This window comes from Mesorhizobium sp. M0019, from assembly GCF_040323975.1.
GTDB lineage: Bacteria > Pseudomonadota > Alphaproteobacteria > Rhizobiales > Rhizobiaceae > Mesorhizobium.
Genome location: NZ_JAMYVK010000049.1, coordinates 31,171 through 54,480 on the forward strand (window position 1 = coordinate 31,171; position 23,310 = coordinate 54,480).

At 62.0% G+C, this 23,310-nt stretch carries 11 protein-coding genes; 10 read left to right on the forward strand and 1 reads right to left on the reverse strand.

From position 1 onward, the window contains the following. Nucleotides 1-411 precede the first annotated feature (411 nt). The 7 genes from NKK47_RS27610 (at nt 412) to NKK47_RS27640 (ending at nt 20,110) form a co-directional block, all read left to right on the forward strand. Entirely contained in the window at nt 412-9,252 is an 8,841-nt protein-coding gene (locus NKK47_RS27610) for a hypothetical protein (RefSeq protein WP_352578976.1), read from the forward strand. Beyond that, complete coding sequence (locus NKK47_RS27615) at nt 9,249-14,768, forward strand: hypothetical protein (protein WP_352578977.1); 5,520 nt, start codon at nt 9,249-9,251, stop codon at nt 14,766-14,768. The genes NKK47_RS27610 and NKK47_RS27615 overlap by 4 nt, the downstream gene beginning before the upstream one ends. Nucleotides 14,769-14,856: 88 nt before the next feature. Beyond that, entirely contained in the window at nt 14,857-15,519 is a 663-nt protein-coding gene (locus tag NKK47_RS27620) for a hypothetical protein (RefSeq protein WP_352578978.1), read from the forward strand. Between the two features lie 58 nt (nt 15,520-15,577). Next, entirely contained in the window at nt 15,578-15,787 is a 210-nt protein-coding gene (tatA, locus tag NKK47_RS27625) for a twin-arginine translocase TatA/TatE family subunit (RefSeq protein ID WP_502905060.1), read from the forward strand. A 55-nt stretch (nt 15,788-15,842) separates the two neighbouring features. Further along, on the forward strand, nt 15,843-16,205 hold the full coding sequence (locus NKK47_RS27630; protein WP_352578979.1) for a hypothetical protein: 363 nt from the start codon (nt 15,843-15,845) through the stop codon (nt 16,203-16,205). A gap of 94 nt (nt 16,206-16,299) precedes the next feature. Next, the gene (locus NKK47_RS27635; protein ID WP_352578980.1) at nt 16,300-18,141 is read left to right on the forward strand and encodes a c-type cytochrome; all 1,842 of its coding nucleotides are present in this window, start codon (nt 16,300-16,302) and stop codon (nt 18,139-18,141) included. Between the two features lie 160 nt (nt 18,142-18,301). Further along, nucleotides 18,302-20,110, forward strand: coding sequence for a di-heme-cytochrome C peroxidase (locus tag NKK47_RS27640; RefSeq protein WP_352578981.1), 1,809 nt, complete (start codon nt 18,302-18,304; stop codon nt 20,108-20,110). A gap of 46 nt (nt 20,111-20,156) precedes the next feature. Here the strand turns inward: NKK47_RS27640 and NKK47_RS27645 are convergent, their stop codons facing one another. Then, a complete protein-coding gene (locus tag NKK47_RS27645; protein WP_352578982.1) occupies nt 20,157-20,747 on the reverse strand; it encodes a hypothetical protein in 591 nt (196 codons plus the stop codon). Nucleotides 20,748-21,222: 475 nt separating this feature from the next. On the opposite strand from NKK47_RS27645, the gene tnpA reads away from it, so the two are divergent. The 3 genes from tnpA to tnpC all read left to right on the forward strand — a co-directional run. Beyond that, complete coding sequence (tnpA, locus tag NKK47_RS27650) at nt 21,223-21,615, forward strand: IS66-like element accessory protein TnpA (RefSeq protein ID WP_352578983.1); 393 nt, start codon at nt 21,223-21,225, stop codon at nt 21,613-21,615. After that, nucleotides 21,612-21,959, forward strand: a complete 348-nt coding sequence (tnpB, locus tag NKK47_RS27655; RefSeq protein ID WP_352578984.1) for an IS66 family insertion sequence element accessory protein TnpB — start codon at nt 21,612-21,614, stop codon at nt 21,957-21,959. The genes tnpA and tnpB overlap by 4 nt, the downstream gene beginning before the upstream one ends. Nucleotides 21,960-22,004: 45 nt before the next feature. Then, nucleotides 22,005-23,310: IS66 family transposase (gene tnpC / locus NKK47_RS27660; protein ID WP_352578985.1), on the forward strand; the 1,306-nt coding region annotated here is incomplete at its 3' end.

A 23,310-nucleotide genomic window follows, 5' to 3' on the forward strand; every position in this document is an offset into this window, starting at 1 on the left:
CGAGTTCCCGCAGTATGACTGGACCTGCGCCTCGGCTCAAAACACGGCCGCCCCAAGGCTCCCCTGTGCCGGACGAACGGCAATTTGAAAATTCCGTCCGCTTCAGGACCCCATGACGATCTCTGGCGAGTAGCACGGTCATTCGGTTCACAAGATCGAAGAATGGCTACCCGTCGCAAGCGTGCCGATTGGCGGGCTCTCACAAGATGTCGCCGCCTCGTGTAACGGCTGTGTCACGCCAGCCGCTGATCACTTAGCCCGTCACGTTCGCGGCCGTCATAAAGGCGCCGCTTCAAAAGGCGGCGGGCTCCCTGAGCCGGGCCGCTCGGCTCGAGGTGAACCATGAGGAACAGTCTCTACCTCCCGTTATGCGCAACCCCGGTAACTGGACACAGGTACCCCGCGCTTACGGTGAGCCGGCGCCAGTTTCTCGGGCTTCTGGCCGCAACCCCCGCACTTCCTGGTATTTCCCGCGTTTTCGCGGCCGACAGAACTGACGACTCGCGACTGCTGCTGCGGTTTGATCTCTCGGCCGATGGGCGTGAACTCCAGGTGGTGCGCGTCGATGCCGAACACAAGAAACCAGTGGCCGGGCTCGATGTTCTGAAAATGAATCTCGACATGTTCGGACCGAAGGCTTGGTTCGACCTGTCGCTTCCAGATGCCGAAGGCAAGAAGAACGCGGTCTATGTTCGCGACATCACCTACGGCGATCTTGAGCACCGCAAGATCGTGCTGTTCTTCGAGAATGCCGACGGATGGAAAATTCGCATCCTCACCGATGTCTGGCTGGACAGCGACGGAGCCTCGCTTGAATACGAGACGGAAAGCCCGGTGTTCCTCGATGACTTTCTCGCATCACGTGCCGAAGCCACCGAAACCTTATGGGCGTCGCGCGTCAGCCAGACCTTCCGGCGGATGTTCTCCGGCCGCATCGATGCCGGCAACAGCCACGACGACGTCGTGGTCGGGCTGACCAACAGCTTTCAGTGGCACCTGCGTACGATTAGCAAGCCTTTGACAGCGTTTGCCACGCAGGTCGCCATCACGGACTTCAGTCTTGGCTGGAACTACGAGCCGAGCAAGAACCCTGGCGCAGCCGTCGAGCAAGGACCTTACTTCGCTGGTGTTGGCATGACAGCGTCGGTTCTTGATCTGCGCGCCGGCGACAAAACAGGACCGCAAGCTCGATTGCTGAATCCCGAACCAACCCTCGGCAAAGGTTGGCAAGTTGAGATTCGCCGAGGTCCCTCGGCTCTTATGCCCGACACGTTTCAGACAGTGTCACGCATCGTCATCGACAAGACGGGTGCCGAATTCTTGGACAAGGGCGTGCGGATCGCGGGACCGCTTGCATTGGAGCGTGCCGTCGCCACCGAGACCGCGGTGGTGCTCCCCGGCCAGGCGCCGATTGTCCGCACGGTTTTATCGGCCAGAAGCGTCGTTGACCCCAAGGGCGAAGGCGGGCCTGTCGAAACGCCGATCGGCACTATCCGCGTCGATGGCGCATATGACGAGGTCCAGCAATTGCAACCGGGCGAGGGGACACCCGGTGGCGAGGATGAGCCGGGCAAGGGCGAGGACGATTCCGGCAAGATCATGCTTGCCGCATGCGGCGACCGTGCAGGCGCACCTGGACAGACGCTCTGGATCGTCGCTGATCGCAATGGCAAAGCCGGCGAAGGAAAGACCGGCGGCGTGAAGATCGACAACCGGCAAACCCTGCGCCGGGCAGCGGTGGACCTGCATCTCCTCGAGGCTTCTGCCGCCCTGCCGGATGTCAGCCACAGCCGCCTGCTGTTCGAACGAGCCGAGCTGCGCCTTGCCTATTCCGACGGAAATCCGCTCGGTGGACTGATTGCCGAAGCGCCAACACCCGAACGCTCCAGCTTCGTCTCGCTGAGCGGGGCGGCGGACGGGGTGCGCGTCGCCAAACTCGACCTGGCGCGCGCCACGCTGGTTGCGGCGCGCGACTACGACCAGATGCGGCTTCGCTTCCGCTTCTCCGACATGGTCCTGGCATTCTCGCCGCTACCCGCCTTCCTCCCGGTAAGCGACGATTGCGGGGTGGTTGTCGTGCCGCGCCACGAGCGCGCCGACATGCCGGAGGGGGAAGGGCGGGAGCAGCCAGAGCCGGTGCGCGTCGACACGCGCCCGGTTCTGGTTATCGAATTTGATCCCCAGCATGTCATGGAGCGCGCAATCTTCCTGCCCGAGCCGCCACCTTTGCCCGACGTAGCCCTGGCTCCGGCGGAGCAGCAAGAACCTGGCAACGCTGACGATGTGACGGGCCGTAAGGCGATCCAGGACGCGAAAATTGCCAAGGAGGCAAAAGACACGAGCAACGACCATTCATTCGTTGATTTTTGCGCGGCGTTTGCCGCCGCAGACGAGACGAAGCTTCTTCCTGAAGCGCAGAAGATTTATATCGGTCCAGACGGGCTGGATCCTGACGCGTTCGAAGCCGCGCGCAAGTTGCAGGCCCTATCGCTCGGCCAGACGATCGAAAAGGCTGTCAATCAACTCATTGATATCCAGGCACGCGATCAGATCGCCGCTATCCTGGCCTCGGCCGGTGCCAACGCAGCCCACACGCAGTTCAAGCGACCAATCACAGATCTTGGCCTGCGCCTCGAACTGGAGAGCACCGTCGAATCCAGCCTGCCGCTCTACGCCCTGTTTCGGAGCTTCTATCGCGATCTGATGACCGGGGCCGCCGAGAAGGCCAAGGCGGCAGAGCCGCCGCTCCCGGGCGAGGCCGCAACGGAATACTTCCATCCAAACAACCGGGACGGCGTCGTGGGCGACGACCTGGCGCGGTCTATCCGGCGCGATAGCGATGCCCGCAAGAACTTCAAGGACTTCGCTGCCGGTCGCGACGAAATTCCCGATATTGTCGAGGCCCGCCTCTCCGGTCCGACTCGGCTTGCTTTCCGCCTCAACTGCCGGCCGGGAGCGGGCGACAGCAACGACGCCAACGGCCTGGCAGCGACGCCCAAGGCGTCACCTGCCAACCCCGGCGCGGCGGGCGTCGCCTTCGACGGCATGCCGTTCACCTTTGCCGCGCTCACCGACTGGTCGCATCACGAGCCTGCGGTTACCCGTCGTGCCGAAAAGCTGTTTCGCGAATTGCCCAGCGGCGTCCTGCCCCCGCTGGGCGAGCAGGCCGCCGACCTCGACGACCGCCACATGCTGGACTACCAGGGCCTCAGCGCCGGAGAAGACATCACCGGTGCTCAGCGCATGGGCGAAATTCGCGCCTCGCTCGCCACGACGCCGAACGCGCTCGAAACGGCAATCGAAATTCCGTCGCGGCTGTTGCTGTCGACCGCGCAGGATGCAGTCTGGCAGACGACGCGGCGGTTTCCCATCCCAGGACCGGACACGGCTTTTGCCGATCCTCCGGCCGTGCTCGAATTCGGTGCGGAGGTTACCCAGCCGGGCGCACCGATCGCCTTCCACAGCCGCGATCTGTGGACCGCGCGCTTGCTGATCGAGGACGTGCAGCCCGGCCTGCGCGTGGTCGGCACGCCAGACTTTCGCCCGATGGCCCTTGAACCGGCGACGCGCGATGGCCGTGCATTGTTGCCGGGCCATTTTGCGCCTCCGCGCGGTGCCTATGCGCCATGGTTCCTGGGCAAGGAGCAGGCGACGTCCGGCGCGTCATCGCCCCGAGATGCCTATGTCACCCGGTTTGGCGACGCAGACAACCAGTGGAAGGATGTCTCCGACGACGCGTTCTGCGTGAAGGCAAAGGACTTCCAGCCGCCAAGGAAGCTTCGCCTCGTCGACTGGCTATGCCGTCGTCTCGGCATCCGCTCCGAGACTGAAAAGGACATCGAATTCTTCCGCACCTCGCTCGACGCCTACGACCGGCACGAGCTGGTGCTGTTGACATCGGCCTACGGTTTGCCTGTCACCGGCAAGCGCCAGGCCATTGGCGAAAACGTAGAATTGTCCGGTACCCTGGTCGATGGCTCCGGCCAGTTTGAACCCGGAGCGGATTTTGCGCTGCTCGACGGCCGCAGCGACGAAGCGATCTATCGGCCTGTCGCCCTGAATGCCACTGAGCTGACGTTGTCGACGCTCGGTGGCTCGTTCACGCACGACACGCATTTCAATCCGCCGGCGACGGCGCTCGACATTGATGGTCTTCCCTTCTTCAACGGCATGACCATCGAGCGCTGGCAGCACGACATCGTGCTTGGCCGCGACATCCGCGCCGAGGTTGTCTACAAGGGCTATCTGTTCCCGCTCGGCCACCGCGCATCGCTGGTCAAGCTCACCGAGCGCATGTTCCTGCTGACCAAGAACCAGGGCTACAAGGCGCTGTTGCGCCAGCGCATGTTCCTGCGTGTCGGCAAGCCCGAGAAGAAATATCCCGCTGTCGGCCAGCCCAATGCCGGCCGTCAGTGGTGCGCCAGCGACGTGATGATGCTCACCCGTCGCACCCCCGATATCGTCGATCCGACCACGCCGGTGGGTCCACCCCCGAAGGAGGGCGAAGTCGCCCCCAACGGCATGCTGTCGCTGGGTGATCAGCCCGGCCTTGCGTTCTGGCCGAAGGTGAATCTCACGGATCAGGGCCTCATCTCTTTCCAGTTCACGCTCGACGACAAGAAGACGTCGATGCCACTGCTGTTCCTGGACAACGTGGCTGCGACCACACCAGGAAGCGTGCGCAAGGTTGCCGAATACTACAACACCCACGCGAATGTACGCCGCGACATGGCGTTGAATGGCCAGAAGCTGCGTTACGCGGAAGAGAAAGAGAGCGGCGACACGACTTTCGCCACCGATCGGGTGACGGTGGTTGCGCAAGGCCGGCAAGGTCCCGGCGGAACCAGCTGGGAGGGCGACAATACCCTCTACGAGACAACAGGCGTGCTGGAAGGCGCCGAGCAGCCGCCATTCTATCCGGCTGTTGAAATCGCCGACATCCACATCGAACAGGTGGAGCGTTTCACCGGCTCCGCAACCAACGCGACAAAGGTGCGCTACGACGGCCATTTTCTTGCACACGGCTTCCCGCGGGAGCAAGGCGTGAACGCGAAGGATGTCGTTGACGTCGCCGCCGCGGAGAACCCGGCGGAAGTGTTTCTCAATCTCATCAAATGGGTAAAGCTGGACATGGGGGGCAGCGGCGATCGCTCCGGCGGCATCGCCCGGCCGAATTCGAAGATCTACGCTTTGTCGCGGAGCAGGGGACCGCTTGGCGCCGACGAGCCGACCGTCGAGACCCGTCCCGGAACTTCTGATATCGTCTCACTGGCCAAGTACTTCAGCAGGGCGGTCCCTGTGGCGCCGCCGACACCCGCCGCGGTCGCGCCAGCAGCAAATGGCGGTGCGTTGGCCGCGGATGGCCAGCTTGACGTGTTCAAGAACTTCTTCTCGTCCGATGCCAAGCTGCTCGGCATCGTCAAGCTGCAGGACTTGATGTCATCCTTCGATCTGGCCGGCGCGGATATGCCGCTGCTGAAGGAGACAATGGAATTTGGCTCGGCGCTGCAGAAGACGACATCCGATGCCCTCGCCCTGGTCCGGGTCAACGTGCTGCTGCCGTTGCGGACCGCCGTCGATGCCATCGCAACGCAGTGGGACGCACTCGACGAGCGTCTGCAGGCCGAGCAGAAAAAACAGGCGAAGCTCGTCGGTCAGGCCGATGTCCAGATCATCTCGATAAAGACCTATTTTCCCGAGATCGAGGACGGGCTCGCCGGCTTGCGCCGGTTGCTGGACGATGCGCTGGCGGAGAACGACCTCCTTGCCCTGCCCAAGAGACTTTCGGCCGTTTATGAGGCGGGCAAGCGGTTCGCGCGCCTGCTGTCAGCGCTGGCCGCGAATGCGCCCGAGCGGATGCAGGAAGCCGTGCGCAATACGCTGCTCGGTGGCATATCGGATATTCTCGCCGCCAAGACCGCGCTCGAGACTGTGCTGGCCAAGATTGAGGCGGTAGGCAATGGCGATGCGCAGGCGGCGGTCGCCGCGGTGGCGGACGAGCTTATCGCCGCCGTCAACTTCTTCGACGACATCATCCCGCTGCCGGTGCCGGTTCCGGATCTTGTTGCGGCGGTTCGCGTCGTCGCCGATGCAACGGCACCCGATGTCGAAGCCGTGGCGCGGGAGACCGCCAGGCTGCTTCGAACCGCGGTTTCCACTGCCGGTGGTGACTTGCGCGCCGCTGTCGAGAAGGTGATCGTCGATCTGGCGACTGGCGGCACGACACCAGAGGCGGCAGCAAAGGGCCTCGCCAAGACGACCATCGGTATCGCTTCCGGCGCCGTCGACGGAGCGCTCGTCTACGTCAGGGAAAATGCCAGCGAGCCGTACAAGTCCAGGCTTCTCGCCGCCGTCGGGGCATACCGCGCCAGACTGCAGGAGATCGATGCTGCCATCCCCATGCACGATCTGAATTCGGCAAGCTTGCCTCCCGCCTTGTTGCAATTGGTAACAGAGTTGCATCGCCTGCAGGATGGCGGGAAGTCGGTAATCTCGCTCGTTCGTGCCATCAAGAACAATGACATCGATGCGGCACTCGCTGCCTCTGGAACCGTTGCACGCCAACTGTTCGGCGTGGAAGTCGACCTAAGCAACCCACTCACAAAATCGGCCGGCGAGGCTGCGAACGCAGTCGACGCGCTGGCTCGGCTGCTCGGGTTCACCAGCGATACGGTGCAGCAATGGCCGACGGACGACGAGGCCGAAGCGGCGGACATGGTCAAGTTGCCGGACACGCTGCCCGCAACAGGCAGCGGCCTCATGAAGATCGCCAAGGCGTGGCAAGCGGCAGGGCAGCTCACCTTGGACCTTGCTCCCGCCAGGAAGGCATTCGTCGACCACAAGGACGATCTCCCGTTGTCGCTGCAGCACGACGTGGATGGCGTGCTTTCCGATACGGAGACGTTCATCGGTATCATGAAAGCCCAGGTCGGGGAGGCCTATCGGCACACGGTGCATCTCGGACGGGGGCTTCAGATGGCCTCCCGGTCGTTGCGCGACTTCGAAAATCTGACGCCTGGACGTGGCGAGACGCCTGACCTGACACGGCTTCTGCAGCGACTTGAGGCCGCCCGTGGGATCATCGAGAGTGCTGTGGATGGCTTGTGCGGTGCGTTGCGGTCAATCCACGAGGCGCTCAACGCCTACATCATCGGCAAGCCCAACAATGTGGACGCATTGGCTTTGGTTTTCGCGGCGAAGTTGGGCGCGAGCACCGATATTCAGAGTGCCGTCAAGACCGTCCAGGACTCACTGAAGTCCGCCCAGGCCGAGGTCGCGGGCAGCCTGATGCTTGTGGCAAGCTCGGTGCTGAAGCTGCTCGGCGAAAGCTGTCTGCTCACCACGGCCGGCATTGCCTCGCTCAAACAGCTCTTCGCAGACCTGCCCAGCGTGTTCGACCCCGAACGCCAGAGCGTGGTTGACGCGCTCACTGCTCTTGAAGCGGCGGTGCCGTCGGATCTTCCGGAGAATTTCGGGGTCGGCATCGATCCGCAGACCATTGCCGAATTCCTGGCCTTGACCGTGAAGAAGGACACAACAGTCGAGGCATTCTTCTTCGGCGGCGGAGGGTCGGCCGAGTTCAATACCGTGCGGGACAAGCTGCGGGCGGCCGAGGCAACCGCCATTTCAGCCTATCGCAGCCTGTTCGACCGGGCATCGGCACTGCCTGCGAGCTTGCGTGATGAAGCCTTTCGCCTGGTCAAGCCGGCCTTCGCGCCATTGTCCGTCGGCTATCAGAGCATCGTCGCCGCCCGGGACAAGGTGCTGGCCGATCCCTCAATCGCCAAGGGCCTCGCTTCGGCGATGGTTCGCGAAGCGCTCCTGGTCGAGCCTGATCCGAACTTCCCGCACGATGGCGACAAATCGGATCGGCTCGGGCAGGAGGCAGGGTGGATTGCCGACGTGGCGAAGGCGACCGATTTCGGTCAGGCCGACATCCGCAAGGAGCTCGCTGCCCTGCTGGAAGGCTGGCGCACCCATAGCGCCGCGCCGCAAGTGATCGCCAACAATCTCAAGAAGCTCGTCGTCAAGGCGACCAGCGGCGACATCCTCAGCATGATCGACGTCGCTGCCCTGCGTGACGAGATCGAGGACGCGCTGGCCAATCTGGTACCGCTGCGCACCACGCTCGCCTACGACATGAACTTGGCATCGGGTAGTGGCACGGAAAAGGGTGAGATCTTCCAACTTCTCCCCGGCAGCACCTTCAACGTCGCCGTTCGAGTCGACATCGACCTGCTTGGCCAGGATCCGGTCAAGTTCCGCGCCGATGCACGGCTCGGTGCCTTCCAGGTGAACCTGCTGGGCAGCATCTTCGATGCCGTCACGCTGAAATTCCGTGGCGCGTCGTTCCTCATCGAAGATGGTGGCAAGCCGTCCTTCGATGTCGACTACGATACTTTCGAGATCGGCGCCCAGCTCAAATTCGCCGAGAAACTGCAATCGTTCCTCAGCCCGAGCGACAGCGGCTTTTACTTGCAGCCGCTGGACGGACTGCCGGGCATAGAAGCTGGTTACGGCCTCAATCTCGGCACCATCCAGCTTGGCGGCATCTCGTTTTCCAACGTATCGCTGAACGTTGCCGCCTTGTTGCCCTTCACGGACAGCGAAGCCCAGTTCCGCGCCTCGCTGGCGCGCCGCCTGGCGCCCTTCATCATCAGCGTGCCGCCATTCGGCGGCGCCGGTTACTTCGCCATCACCGCGAACGCCAGGAGCATCGTCGGTTTCGAGGCGTCATTCGAGTTCGGCGGCAGCGCCGACTTCACGTTCGGGCCGCTCGTCGCCTACGGCCGCATCATGTGCGGTTTCTACATCCGCACGCAGTCCCTGCCCAGTGGCCGCGTAACGGACATCTCCGGCACCTTCTTCGCCGGTGGCGCCGCCAGCATATGGATATTCTCCTGCTACGCTTCGCTCTACGTCAAGCTCGGCATGACGTCAGGCGGTGCCAACGATGGAGCGATGCAAGGCGAGGCGGTGTTCTCCTTCTCGTTCTCCATGGGGATCGTCGATTACGACTACAGCGTGCGGGTCTCGAACAGCCAGCCTGCCATGGGAAGCCAGCAGGCGGCGCTGGAGAGCCCGACCCGCTTTGCGAATGCCGATGGCATCGACCGCTCCATCATTACCGGTACGATCCCCGACGACAATGGCTTTGTCACCGGCGCCAGGGCCCTGACCGTCGGCCAGGACAAGGATCCGGAAAAATACTTCAACTATTTCGATGTCGACCTTCTGGAGGATGCAGCATGACCGACGTTTCCGTCCGCCCCTTCTTCCGTGTGGTCGCCAATGGTCTTGCCGGCAACGGCAAGCACCGGATGAGCCTCGTCGCGACGCCGGAACGCGCCTTGCAAGGCGGCTTCCCGCTTTCGAAATGGCCAAGCGAAATGGCCAAGCTGGTCGCCCGTGGCATCGCCCTGCCGGGTGACAGCGGTAAGCCTGGCCCTTTCCAGGTCAAGATAGCGATCGCGCCCAAGGCGACGCAAGTGCTGACATCGACCGGTTGCTGGACGGCCGCCGAACCCGACATCGCAACCATTCGAGAGGTGGCCGCAACGGCCGCGATCAAGCGGCTCGGCGACCCGAAATCCTCAACCGTCTGGACTGACATCGACGCGATCTGGCAGGAGGCCTTCGTCGGCGTTGCCGACGACAAGGCATGGACGGATCTACAAACGCTGATCGATCGGTCATTGACCGGCAAGACCTTCACCGCCGATTTCAGCGACAAGGCGGATCCCGCCGCGATCGAGGATCGCGGCCGCATGCGGTCTTCGCAAGCGACACCGACGGACACCACCGTGATCAAGACGATCATTCCGGCGCGTCAGAGCGATCTCGCCTTCCATCTCGAGGCCGAGCGGGCACGCCGCGTCGCCGAGCAGATTCGCGCCCCGCTGCCACAGCTGTCCGATCTTGCGTTGAACGCACCGAAGGCCGTGGAACCCCCGGCCGGTCCCGTCACCGCCGAAATGCTGCTGGCTGAACTGAAGAAGCGCAAGCAAGACGAGTTGATGGCGGTCGTCGATGCAACCGAGGAAGATCGCAAGTGGGCGACAGGCAAGTTCAAGGAAGTGACGGACCGGGCACTAAGCAGACTATGCAAGCCGGTGTCGAAGGATCCACCAAAGGTCCAGGATCCAGGCCAGCCGGCGCCTGCCACGCGGGCGCAGGCTGCCAAGACCCAGCTCTACGGAAGCTGGGCGCAGGCGCCTCAGGTCCCTGACCACGGGTCGGATGCCAAACGCCAGGAGCATGTGGCACATACCTTCTATGCCCTGCAGGGCGATCCCGGTTTTGCGCGTCTGTTCTGCCTGACGATCGATCTCGAAGTCGAGAAACTGGACGCCGGCTATGTCTTCCTGGCCGCCGAGGGCGATGCGCCCGAGCGTGCGACGCCGTTGGTGTGGACGGCTGCCAAGATCGCCAATGCTCATTTCTGGCCGGCGCCCAAGGACGAGATCGACGTGCCGCAGGTCGCGCTCGTTGATGAAAGCTGGGATCCCTTCATCTGGCCCCAGATCGCCGGTCTCGACCAGTTCGACGGCATAGCGATGATGGGAGCCGGCGCAAGCGCGACGGCCTCGCAGAACAATCCACGCTTCGGTCTTGTTTCGCTCGACATGCGTCGGGCTGCCGAACTGACGGGCAGCGACAGCGTTGAAGACGCCGGCGGCAATGCGAATGGTTTCAAGACCGCCGGCTTCACCATTCTCGACCGCATGCGCGCCGACGAGGCGGTTCGCACGGCCGCGCGCACCAGCGCCCAGAATTCCGTGACGCCGATGGACGGCGAGCATCGCGTGCGCGCGCTGCTGTTTGCGGAGGATCTGACCATTGGCCGCCGGCTAGACGTCGCCGTGGGCAACAAGAGCGGTGATCGCTGGCGCAGCCTCATGAACCGAACCGTCTCTTATGATTTCCGCGTCGCCGGCAAGGCCAAGCCCGGCGTCAGGACCGCGCTCGATATGCTGATCGGCGCACCGGGCACACCGGAGCGGCGCGATCTCGATGCCAGCAGCATGACGTTCGTCTCGCGGCTGGTGCCGCGCGGCCCTGCTCCGGCCCAGGATGCCAGAGTCGATGTCGACGCCGTGGTGGAGGAAGCCGTTGCTCAGTGGGATGGCACCCCCATGGCCGTGCTGTGTGCCCCCGAACGCCCGGAGCCAACAGGACGGCGATTGCCGTTTCGGCGTACTCTCAGCCTTCCCGACGCCAAAACCGATCCAGCCTCGCGACCGCCACCGCTTCGCTATGGCGTCGGCTACCGGTTCGCCATGCGTTCGACCTTCCTCGGCGGCCATTCGGTGCCGATGCGGGAGGATGGCGGTCATCTGCAGCGGCAGTTCAATACGACCAAAATCCATCCGATGGCCCCGCTGCTGGCATTTCCGGCGAAGTTCGGCGACGAACAGTCTCCCGCCGCACGGAGGCGCTTCCTGCGTCACGAGGCTGTCGGCCATCCCGACATCCTCCTTCCCCAGCATATCGCCACCAAGAACAATGGAGCGATCGGATTTGAACAGGCCGAGCGCGCGGTCCTACGGTTCAACAATTCCGATGCCGTATCCTCCGGTGAGTTCATTGCCGGTGCGCCTTACCGGCCTGCCGACCAGCGCGCCTATCCGCGCCAGACCATGCGCATCGTCGTACCTCCGACGATCGCGCAGGACGACGCGGTCCGGCATGGCATGTTCGATGTCACGGATTTCGCGGCGCGGCTAAAAGGTGGCCTGCTCGACGTGCGGCGAGACCGTCAGATTCTCAAAGACGATGTGCTGGTGCCGGCTGGCTTTCCGGTCGCCGTCACTCGCAAGCCGACCGGTTTTGGATCGACGGGAGCGGAGAAGGCCCGCGACATCGTCTATCTGGGTGAGGAAGGGCCGGCCGAAACAGTGTTCGTGCCTGGCCACGATGTCGGGCCGCGACAGCCGTTCCTGCCCGACCCGGCGGCCGAGACCTATGTGCTGAGATCGAAGCACCGCGCCACCGGCGCTTATCTGGACGGGTCGCTGCCCATACCTGTCTACGATGGCGGGTTGGCCAAATGGCCGAACGCGCGGCCTCTGGCCATCGTTATGACGCAGGTCAAGAACCGGCCCGCGCCCAGCTCGCTCGATGACGTGCTGACGCTGGCGAAAGCGCCCGACCAGTTCTTGTCGTCCGACGGCACCTTGGCGAAATCCGGAGCGCGCGTAAGGGTGGTCGAGATGCGTGTTGCACCTTCCGAGGACTTCATGCTCGAGATTTTCTGTGTGCCGTCGCCCGAGCGGCTGGCGAAATGGTTCAGCCTGCCGGAGACGCTGGGGGCGCTAATGAACCCGATGGGGACGCCGATCGACGCGAAGGCTCTCGAAGCCATGCTTGGCCGGTCGGCGGCGGACGCGCTGAAAGCGTGCCTGGCCACCCATGAAAATGCAACAGACTGCCATTGTTCGCTCGGCGGTCACGTCGGCGCCAACGACGATCTTTTGCTCGAAGTCTCCAGGATGCTCTTGCAACACATGGGCTGCATCCAGCCAATCGCCGAACTGTCGGCGGTCGCCTCGATACGTGCCGCCTGCGTGGCCAGCCGGCCGGCCCAGGCCCCGCAATGGGCGCTGTCGCCGTTGCCCAAGGACTTCGATGCTGCCATCGCCGCCGTCGGATGGATTGGCGACGATGCAGAGGTGCGGGAATCTGCGAGAAATCTGTTTGGCGCTCCTGGGGCAACGCGGCCCGCCCCCGTCGAGGACCGGCAGGAAGGCAGCGGCATTCGGACGAGTGATGCCCTGGACGTGGCGAAGATGGTGTTCGATCCGCGCGCGGACGAAGGCTCGAAGGAGTTCCTGCTCACCGGCGCCATCTCCCTCGATCTGACCGACGCCGACAGTTTCGAGATCGTCGCCGAGACGGTCTCGCCCCGCAACTCCGTCATGGATGATACCAGCCGCCGCCGAAGCCTGAAGGCCAGGCGCGCCGGCCGTTGGCCAAGCCTGCTCGACGCCACCGGCCAGCGCCGGTTCATGTCGGTGCAGGACGTATATGGCTTTGCCGGCATCGACGATGAGAAGCGCGTCAGTCTCAGGCGCTCTCAGGTCACGCTGCTGCGTTGCGAGGCCCTGCCGGTCGATGGTGCCATACCGCGCTGGCCGCGGTTGCAGGGGCGTTCCGTCATCAGTCTGGCCATGGTGCATGAGGCGGCGCGACGCGGCGTGATCGTCGTCGACGGGCCGAGTACGCCGCCACCGGCTGGTGGTGGCCAGCCAAGCCTGATGTTCAAGTCGGACCAAGTGCATACGTTCCCTGACGCCAAGGCGAGGAAGCTGCTGGTCAAGGCGGTGGCATTCTCGCGCTTCGCCGCCGACTGGGAAACCGCGGACCGCTGGCGCGGGCCGAAAGAAGCCAACTTGCAGCAGCTGGCGCGCCGTCAGCCGCTCAATCGGGCGCAGCAGATCCGCGAAAGCGATCAGCACGAGGTCTGGCTTCCAGCGAGCGAGCGCCCGGCCAAGTGCGTCGTCCGTTCGCCCATGCCGGTATTCCGGACCGAGCGGCTGACGGTCGACGACCATGGCCTGCCGGTCCATACGCTGAAGCGCGGTTCGGCAACCCGCGTCTACCTGTCGCGCGGCTGGTTCTCCTCCGGCGAGGAGGAGCGGTTGGGCGTCGTGGTCTGGCCGCCGAACCAGTTCGATGATCCGCGAGCGTCGCTGGCGCGCAAGCTGCGCGATCACTATGGCCGCGAGGTCCAACTCGACCAGCTATCAGACGAGTTCCTCGGCAATCTCGGCGGCTTCATCACCCGCTGGGGCGGCGATCCGATCCGCTGGGACAGCGAACCCGACACCGAACCGTTGATAGGGCCGCTCAACTTTGCCGACGTCGCCCATCTCGTGCGCAGGCCCGGCAGCTCGCCGCTGGCACCCGAGGTCATCGAGCGACTATCGGCATCGCCGCACGATCCTCGCATAGAGACGGACGTACTGATGCCGGTCGCCGTGCCCGCGGACGAAAACGACACATCCGGCCAGCAAGGCGCCAAGCCGAAATTTGAGATGGCGCAGGTGAGCCTCATAACATATCAACCGTGCTTCGACGCCGATCGCGAGGAATGGTTTGTCGACATCGAGATCACGCCTTCGAAGTCGACGGATCCATTCATCCGTCTGGGCCTGGTTCGCTATCAGCCGCATGCGCCGGACATCCTGAAGGTCTCCGAGCCCGTGGTGGTCTGGAGCCAGATCCTGCCCAACCGCTCCGTCACCTTGACCCCGTTGGCTGAAAAGGACGGCGGTCTCAACGTCTTTGCGACCGTCAGCGGTCAGGCCTCTGAACGGGTGCGGCACCACACACGCTACGAAAAGACCGGGCATCCGATCTACGAGGTCCTCGACAAGCCGCATATGCGCATGGCGGTGGTTCACGAAGCGAGTGACGGCAAGGGCCGGCTAAGGCGCACGCCAGTCAATCTCGCCGCCTACCAGGCGGTCGACACCGACCCCCATATGGAACATGGCATCGCGCAGTGGACCTTGAACCTCTCCATCGCCGCAGGACGTCTCGCCGAGCTAGGACCGGGCCAGTTCTACGCCTACTTCGAGGAGGTCGAGCGACGCATGCCGGCGACCTACGCTGCCGAACCGATCAAGCCGGAAACGATGTTCACCGCCAGCACGCTGACCGAGTCAGGTCCACGTTTCTCGGCGCGCGTCCCGTTCTCGTTGCCGAGCGGCAACGGGAAGGCTGCGCAGTTGCCGGAACCGTCGGCGGACGTCTGGGCAAAGTAGTCTGCAGAAACCATCCACCTGCGCCGACAAAGAGAAACCGACGGAAAACCGTCAATCATCGAGGAGACCGAATATGTTCAGAAGATTGTTGCTGGGACTGAGCCTTGCGGCCTGCCTGGTTCCTGTTGCCCGTGCCGAGACGATGTCCGTCGTCATCCGGACCTTCATTCCGGGCGAGCATCCCGGTAAACCCGGCTACATGTTGCCGGTTCCGGGACAGGCCGGTCTCACGATGCTGCCAAAGGCGCCCCTGGCCCAGTGTTTCGGCACCGACAGCAGGGGATTCTCCGACAAGCGCGCCGCATCTTCCCGATTCGGGGGCGAGGTCGTCGTCGACATCGGATCGGGCTCCGCACCCGTGCTGAAGCCGATCCTGGGTGTGACGCACGAATACAATTGCGACACGGGCACTGTCGTGTGCGAAAAACCATCCGGTGACGACGGCTTTTCAATCTCAGACATCGACGTCTCGCCCGACGTCGTCACGTTCAGCTACAACGGCGCGGCGAGCAATCCTTGCTTCTTTGGCGCGCCGAACATCAGGTTCAAAGGAACCGTGCGTATCGATCGCACCACACGCCAGGTCACGATCGACGCCATGAACGATGTATTTCCCTCCTTCGAGGCTGTGCTGTTCACGTCTGCCGGGGCGAAATCGCTGTTTCGCATGAAACCTGAAGGCGACGCAACGCCCGTGAGCCTTCTCACCTCGTCGGCCAGCAGGCCGGCGTCCGGGTCAGCCTCATTTTGAGTGAGCGGTCTAGACCAATGCGGGTTACCCGCCTCAATGCCAAAAACAGGAGTTTGATATGGGAACGATAAGCATATGGCACTGGTTGATCGTCATACTGGTGGCGATGCTCTTCTTCGGAAGGGGCCGTATTTCGACTCTGATGGGAGATGTCGGAAAAGGCATCAGAGCGCTGCGGCATGAGCTGCGGGACATCGACGAAACAAAGTCCCTTGCGCCGGAAGCCGAAATCCACAGGCAAGCGGCGACACGCGTTTCTGTCGATTAGCTGTTCGTCCGCGATATAGCATCACAAATTGAGGTCGACGTTAGGAGGACTGGAAATGAAATCGCTCGCTCTTGCTCTAGCTTGTTCTGTCTGCATGTTCACGCCGGCCGACGCGGGTTCGGGCACCATAGCCGCCGTTAATGACGATCACGCGGATCTGTTCGTGTCGATCTGGGATTTGAACACCGCCGACAACAAACTGGTCTGGGACAAACACCGGCTAAACGACGGCCAGCAGGAAAACCTGGCGGTTGAACTCGACGGCGACAGAAAGGCCAAGATCAAGTGGACCAGTGTTCGAACCGCTGGCGATCCCCCGCCAACCAAAACCGAACCTTCTGTCGGCGTTAATGAGGGAGACAGTTTCTACGTCAACATTTTGATATGTTGTGCAAGCACCCGGCAGTCGCCAACGTAACGCGTATTGCGTTGTTATTACCGATTGTCTAGACATGATAAGCTTGGGCGGTTGCGACCTATCGCTGTCTCTTAGATAACGGTATAGGTGTTAAATGATGCGGCCATCTTTACGCCGGTTGTCTACAACCCTGTTTTGGCTGCTGAGGCTATTTGCCCATACCGCAAGCGTCGTCCTTTTGGTCGGCAGTGTGGCGTGGCTGTTTGCCGAGTGGCACTTTTCCGAATGGACGCCGGCAACCGCCGAGGAGGCATTCAAGAGCGGTTCGCTCGGCCTCGAGATAATGCCGGTCAAGTATGCGCTGGTCATCGACGAAGTTTCGGGATCGGCATTTCGTTCCGGGCGGCAGGATGCGCCGTCGCTGTGGCGCTCGTATGGGTTCCTGGACAATCCCCGTGCCGGTCTTGATAGCAAGCCGGCATGCGCCGGGAATGCGGTCGACAAGCTGCCGGTGGGCTTCAACATCAGCCATCGCGCGCCCGCAAGAGCCTTCGGTACGCCGATCAATTTCGTCGGCCTCACCTGCGCGACTTGTCATACTGCCAAACTAACCTTCGCCAACGGGCGCGAGTCAGATCCCATCTTGGGCGTTGGCAATCAGGAACTGGATCTGATCGCGTGGACCGACAGCCTGAAAATCGCGGTCCTTGATCCGCAGCTTTCCGTTTCCAAGATATTGGATGCATATGATCGGCGTTGCGGAGCACCCGCCGGACTTTACGATCGGACCATTGGTAATGCTGTCGAGCGCATCATCATATCGGCGTGGCTCGCCGGCATTCGAGGTACCGTTGGTGGAGACTTCCCTCGGATTGACCTCCCATATTCGGGCTTAGAGCTGCGGAACGGACCCACTGAGGCCATTGGTCCGGGAAGAACCAGGGCCTTCCGAGGCATCGTCAGAATTGCGCTCGATGTGCCGGGCTCTGAAAATGCCGCTATTTCGAAAATCCCTGTTGTCTTTGAGCAGACAACCAAGCTTCGGCGATTTTCGCAATATGATGGTGGAATAGGGAGCGCCGATACCCGTGCCCTTATCGCGGCATTTGCCGCAGGGTCTAGCGTCGAGGCGCTATCCAAACCGGAAGTGGCGCACAATATTCGGAGTGCCGCCCGCTTTACGGAGACCCTCGGCATCGAAGTCAAAGTGCCGGGCTATGCGGACCTGTTTCCAGACCTAAAACCAACCGAAGGCAGCGTCGCCAGGGGCGCGGAAGTCTACCAGCGCGCGTGCAATAGCTGTCATGGCCATCGTCCGGCCGCCGATCAGCCTTGGAGCCTGAGCGGCGCTGATCAGATCAACAGGATTATGCCTGCGATCACGGTACCGGGCGCTGAAGGCATCGGGACGGACACTGCCCGGCTGAACTTTCGTTATGCCGGGGCGTTGCCGCTGGCGATTTGGGCGGCATTTCCAGGGTCAGGCGACCTGTTGTCTTCGCAGAAAGCCGCGCTATCCGATGCGGCAACCAAAGCCGAAAATGATCTTGATTTTGGCCTCGCCTTTCTGTGGCGCGAAAAGCTTGCAACTCTGATCGAGACGGCGCGCAGGTACCCGCAAGGCCATCCGCTTGCTTTCCAGCCGGCAGAAATCCGGTCCCCGGCGGGATACGTCAACAATCCGATCCCGAGAGCCTATCTGAGGGCGCCTTACCTGCACAATGGCAGCGTGCCGACGATGCGACAGTTGATCAATCTCGACCGAAGGCCTGAGACGTTTTGCAGAGGCCGAAACCAATACGATCCGATCGCGGTCGGGCTAATTGCTCCGGTCGTAGGCGACGATGGACGATGCCCGGAAGCGCTGCCTTTCCTGTTCGACACGAAGGCCGCTGGAAATTCAAACTTGGGTCACGACTATCCGTGGCGCTACGATGATCCGGCGAGGGATGGAAACGCCCTTCGCGATCTACTCGAATACCTGAAGATTCTTTGATGTCGCGTCTGGAACGTCACGGACACGCGTCGGAGAGATCGGCGGTGTTTCAGTCGATCCGCCCATCCGCGTCTGCCTTGCATCCAACCCAAAAGGTCTCGCCATGGTCAGATCAAGAATAGGTGGAATGATACTCCTGGCGCTGGGAGTGCTGGCGTGCATGTCCATATATTACCAAGTGATCGGAGGTGGCGTGACCACGCAAGGGTGGACAGAGGCCGACCGCACCAATTGGTATTCTCAATCGCAAGGCTCTCGACTACTCCCCTATAAGTGGTTTCAGGCGCTTGAGCAGCCCGGGACAACAGGAAGGTTCGCCGATGAGGCCTACCTGGCCTCGTTCGGGCATCTCTTGGCGCCACAAAGCCGATTGGACCGCCTGCCGATCGGGTTCGCGGTCGATCGCCAGCCTGATGAGAGTTTCGTGGTTACCAAGTTGCGCTGGTACAGCGGCCAGAGTGGCGCAACCAAGGAAAAGTCCGAACCATGGCTGGGCTTGAACTGCGCGGCGTGTCACACGAACGAAGTCCGTTTTCAAGGCAAGATAATCCGGATCGACGGTGGTCCTGGGCTGAGCGATCTTCAGTCCTTCAGCGAGGCGCTCGACCAGGCGCTGCTTGAGACGCGCGACAATGAAGACCGGTTCGGGCGCTTTGCTGCCGGAGTCCTTGAAAAAAATGATGAGACCAATCGGGGTATGTTGCGGGCGGCTCTGACTTCGCTCGTCGCCTGGCAGGAGGAAGCCAGGCGATTGAACAAGACTGATTTGCGATATGGGTTTGCCCGCCTCGATGCCTTCGGCCGGATTTTCAATAAGATTCAAATGTTCGCGCGGTCCACCGAACCACCGCTGGCACATGTTGCCGATGCGCCTGTGAGCTATCCTTTCCTATGGGGCATTAACCTGCAGTCCAGGGTTCAGTGGAACGGACTGGCCGAAAGTCTCAAGGTGACACCCTTTCGCGAAGCGACTTTTGATATTGGTGCGTTGGGACGCAATGCTGCAGAGGCATTGGGTACGTTCGCCGAGGTCGTTCTGGTTCCAACCACTCCATCGTCAGGCTCCTTGAACGGAAACGGCCCAGTAGCGGGCTATGCCACGAGCATCAACGTAAACAACCTCTCGATGTTCGAACTCCTGGTGGCGAAGCTGGAATCACCGAAATGGCCCGAAATATTTCCCGCACTCGATCAAGCCAAAGTCGACAGTGGAGCAAAGCTCTTCGTCGAGAAAGGGTGTGCCGACTGTCACCGCACACCTGGGGCACAGAAACTGGGTGAAACAGTCGAGAGGATGGTGGGCCTCGCAGAGACGGCAAAAAGCGACGCCGAAACGAACGAGAAAAACCTTACGGACATCACAATGGCCTGCAACGTGTTCATGGGCATGGGACGTTCTGGAAAATTGACGGGAACGAAAACGTCATACTTCTCGCTTACTAGAGAAGCGCCCCTCGACGTCGAAGACAACCTCGCAGCGATAATGGGAGTGGCCACGCGAGGCGCTTTAGTTCGGAAGAAAGGCGATATTGCCCTTGCGGCGGCGGCGACCTTTCTAGGTATCCCCCATTGGCAAGGAATCATCGTCGAAGGTGCTCCTCCGTTCAACCCCCGCGCGGATTGCACGCGGTTGAATGAAAAAGTTCTGGCCTACAAGGCGGGACCGCTTCGCGGAATCTGGGCGACGGCTCCCTACCTTCACAATGGATCGGTTCCAACGCTTTATCACCTGCTTCTTCCGGGGAAGGATCGGCCGAAGACCTTCTGGGTCGGCAGTCGTGAATACGACCCAAAGTTTGGTGGAATGACCTGGGACAAGAAGCAGGGCGATTCCAATTTCGAGTATCACACGGTCGATTCCGACGGACAGCCCATCGTGGGCAATGCTAATTTCGGACATGAGTATGGCGCGTCGGCATTTTCAGATGACGAACGCTGGGCCTTGGTCGAATATTTGAAGTCGCTCTAGATCTCCAGCCAAACGAGGTTCGCGCAGGCCCTTAAAGGCTTGGCTGTCATTTCAGGTCTGCTGATCTCGACGAGGTCGCTAAGCGGACGATCAAAGTGCCGACCAGAACAGAGAGCATGAACCCACCAAGCGCTCTTGCCATGGGAGAGCCAAACACTAAGGTCGAAATCGCGAATCCGAGAAATATCACGACGTGCACCACCAGCCGGAAATATAGCGTTGGCCTCGTCACGCACCACCAGGCGTTTGCAACGTCTAGGCCCCAGACTGCGGTTAGGAGTAGGTTGAAGCTAGCAATGATCGCGCCTTGGTGGAGATAGATCGACCGGAGGCTGCCTTCATGAACAACGAAGAAGCCATATAGGAAGTGTGCGAAATACAAGAGAAAGCTAGCCGTCCACGCCATCCGCCAATAATTGCCAAGCTCAAATCTTCCCGTGGCCCATATGAAAAGAGTCAGAGAAACCGTGCCGAAGAGAAGAGACATCCAGATGAGGCGCACTGCGCGGGCAAAATTTACCTCGGGCTCACCCAAAGCTGAAAAGACTGCCCAAGAGAACGCCACCGAAAAGAGTAGAACAAAAATCGCGGTCTGGTTTTTTGTCGGAGCGGTCTGTTCTATCGCCTTTGCCGGCATCGACTTGCACCCACAAATTTCTGACAAGGAATGAGTCTGGTCCTCGATTGTAGGGGTATTTGCCTTGCTTGTAAGTAGCATTGTGCCCACGCCGCTACGACGATCTCAAAGAACCTCTGCGACCAGGTGTCAGAATCCTTGCCGAGAGCCCGAGGAGCTGGGCTGCGGGCAAGGTGGTCGACGGCAACCGTCGAAAAACGCGCTCTTATTCGACAGGTAGCACTATTTGGCGGAAAGGCGACAGAACGTCTCATCGATCTGCATGAGCCGGAGGCGCTTACGGCGGTCAGCCGCTATGTTGTTGTAGAGCGGCCAGGAGGCGCGCGGACGCACCACCTCTTCCTGGTTTGCGGCGCAGGAACGCGGGCTGATGAGGCGTTGACCCCCTTGCGCACGCGCGCACCCGCAAGTTCCGCGGTACGCGTCCGAGGAGGGCCGCCTTGCGGGCGAACGGAGGGTGTAGCTGACTGTCGGTATGGATATCGCTACTGACTGTCGCCAAGTCACTCGGCTCGAGATTGTTGACACTGGCCGCCGGCGCCGCTGGTCGGAGGAGGCGAAGCTGCGGATCGTCGAGGAGAGCTATTTGGCTCCGCGGCAGGCATCCGCGACAGCGCGGCGTCACGGGATTTCCACCCCACTGCTGTTTGCCTGGCGCAAGGCGCATCGCGAGGGTCGGCTTGGCGAAGGTGGCGTCTGCGGTTTCGTGCCGGCGATGGTCGTGCCGGAGCAGCCAAAGAAGGGTCCAGAACCGGCTGGCGGGCGCATGGAAGTGGTGAGCGTGAATGGCCGCAGGGTCATCGTCGAGCCCGACGTGGATGTGGAAGCGCTGCTTCGGATTATGCGCGGCCTGGAAACGCTGCGATGATCCCGATTCCGACAGGGGTGCGGGTGTGGCTGGCGACGGGACACACCGACATGCGCTGCGGCTTTCCCAGCCTTGCTCTACGCGTGCAGGAGATCTTGAAGAAGGATCCGCTGAGCGGTCACATTTTTTGCTTTCGCGGCAAAAGAGGCGATCTCCTGAAGGTCATTTGGCATGATGGACAAGGATCGTGTCTGTTTACGAGGCGTCTTGAGCGTGGCCGCTTCATCTGGCCATCTCTGGCAGACGGAAGCATTACAATCTCGACGGCGCAGTTGAGCTATCTCTTGTCCGGGATCGATTGGCGCAACCCTCAGGAAACATGGCGGCCGACGCGGGTCGGATAGCATTTACACTTTGAAATTGCAGGCAAAATCTGATTCACTGGCCTCATGACGTTGACGCCGGATGATCTTCCTTCGGACCTCGCGAGTGCCCTGGCGGCACTGCGGGCTGAACGCGAAGCACGCCGACAAGCCGAGGCGGTGGCTGCCAGCGCGCAGGCGAAACTATCGGACACCGAGGCGCTGATTGCACATCTACAGCTTATGATCGAGAAGCTGAAGCGCGAGAAATACGGCCAGCGTTCCGAACGCACGGTGCGCCTGATCGAGCAGATGGAACTTCAGCTCGAAGACCTCGTGACCGCGGCGAGCGAGGATGAGCTTGCCGCGGCCGCTGCGGCGGCGAAGACCCAGAGCGTGCGCGCCTTCGCGCGCAAGCGACCAGTGCGTAAGCCCTGGCCAGAGACTATCGAACGCGAGCGCGTCGTCGTCGAGCCTCCCACCGCCTGCGCCTGCTGCGGCGGATTCCGGCTGTCCAAGCTGGGCGAGGACGTGACCGAGACGCTGGAGGAGATCCCGCGCCGCTTCAAGCTGATCGAAACGGTGCGCGAAAAGTTTACCTGCCGCGACTGCGAGAAGCTCACCCAGCCGCCGGCGCCGTTCCATGTCACGCCGCGCGGCTTCATCGGTCCCCAACTGCTGGCGACAATCCTGTTCGACAAGTTCGGCATGCATGCTCCACTCAACCGCCAGAGCGCGCGCTTCAAGGCCGAGGGGATCGACCTGCCGCTGTCGACGCTGGCCGATCAGGTCGGCCACGGAACCTTCGCCGTCATGCCGCTCTTCCAGCTGATCGAGCGCCATGTGCTCGCGGCCGAGCGCCTTCATGGCGACGACACCACCATTCGCATCCTGGCGAAGGGCAAGTGCGCGACCGGGCGCATATGGACCTATACGCGCGACGACCGTCCCTTCGCCGGGCCTGCGCCGCCGGCGGCGATCTATTACGCCTCGAGCGACCGGCGCGGCGAGCGTTCTCAGAAGCATCTGGCCGGGTTCGCCGGCATCCTTCAGTGCGACTGTTACAGTGGCTTCGAGCCGCTGTTCGACCCGCAGCGGAAGGAGCAGCCGATCACGCCGGCCTTTTGCTACGCCCATGCGCGGCGAGGATTCTTCGAATTGGCCGACATCGCGAAAAAGGCCCGGGATGGCAAGAAGGGCAAACCGATCTCCCCGATCGCGCTGGAGGCGGTCAGGCGCCTCGACGCACTGTTCGAGATCGAGCGCGCCATCAACGGCCGCAGCGCTGCCGAGCGGTATGCCGTGCGGCAGGAGAAGAGCAAACCACTTCTCGACGACATGCACGCCTGGTTGCTCCGCGAGCGCGATACCCTCTCGCGCTCTTCCGAGGTCC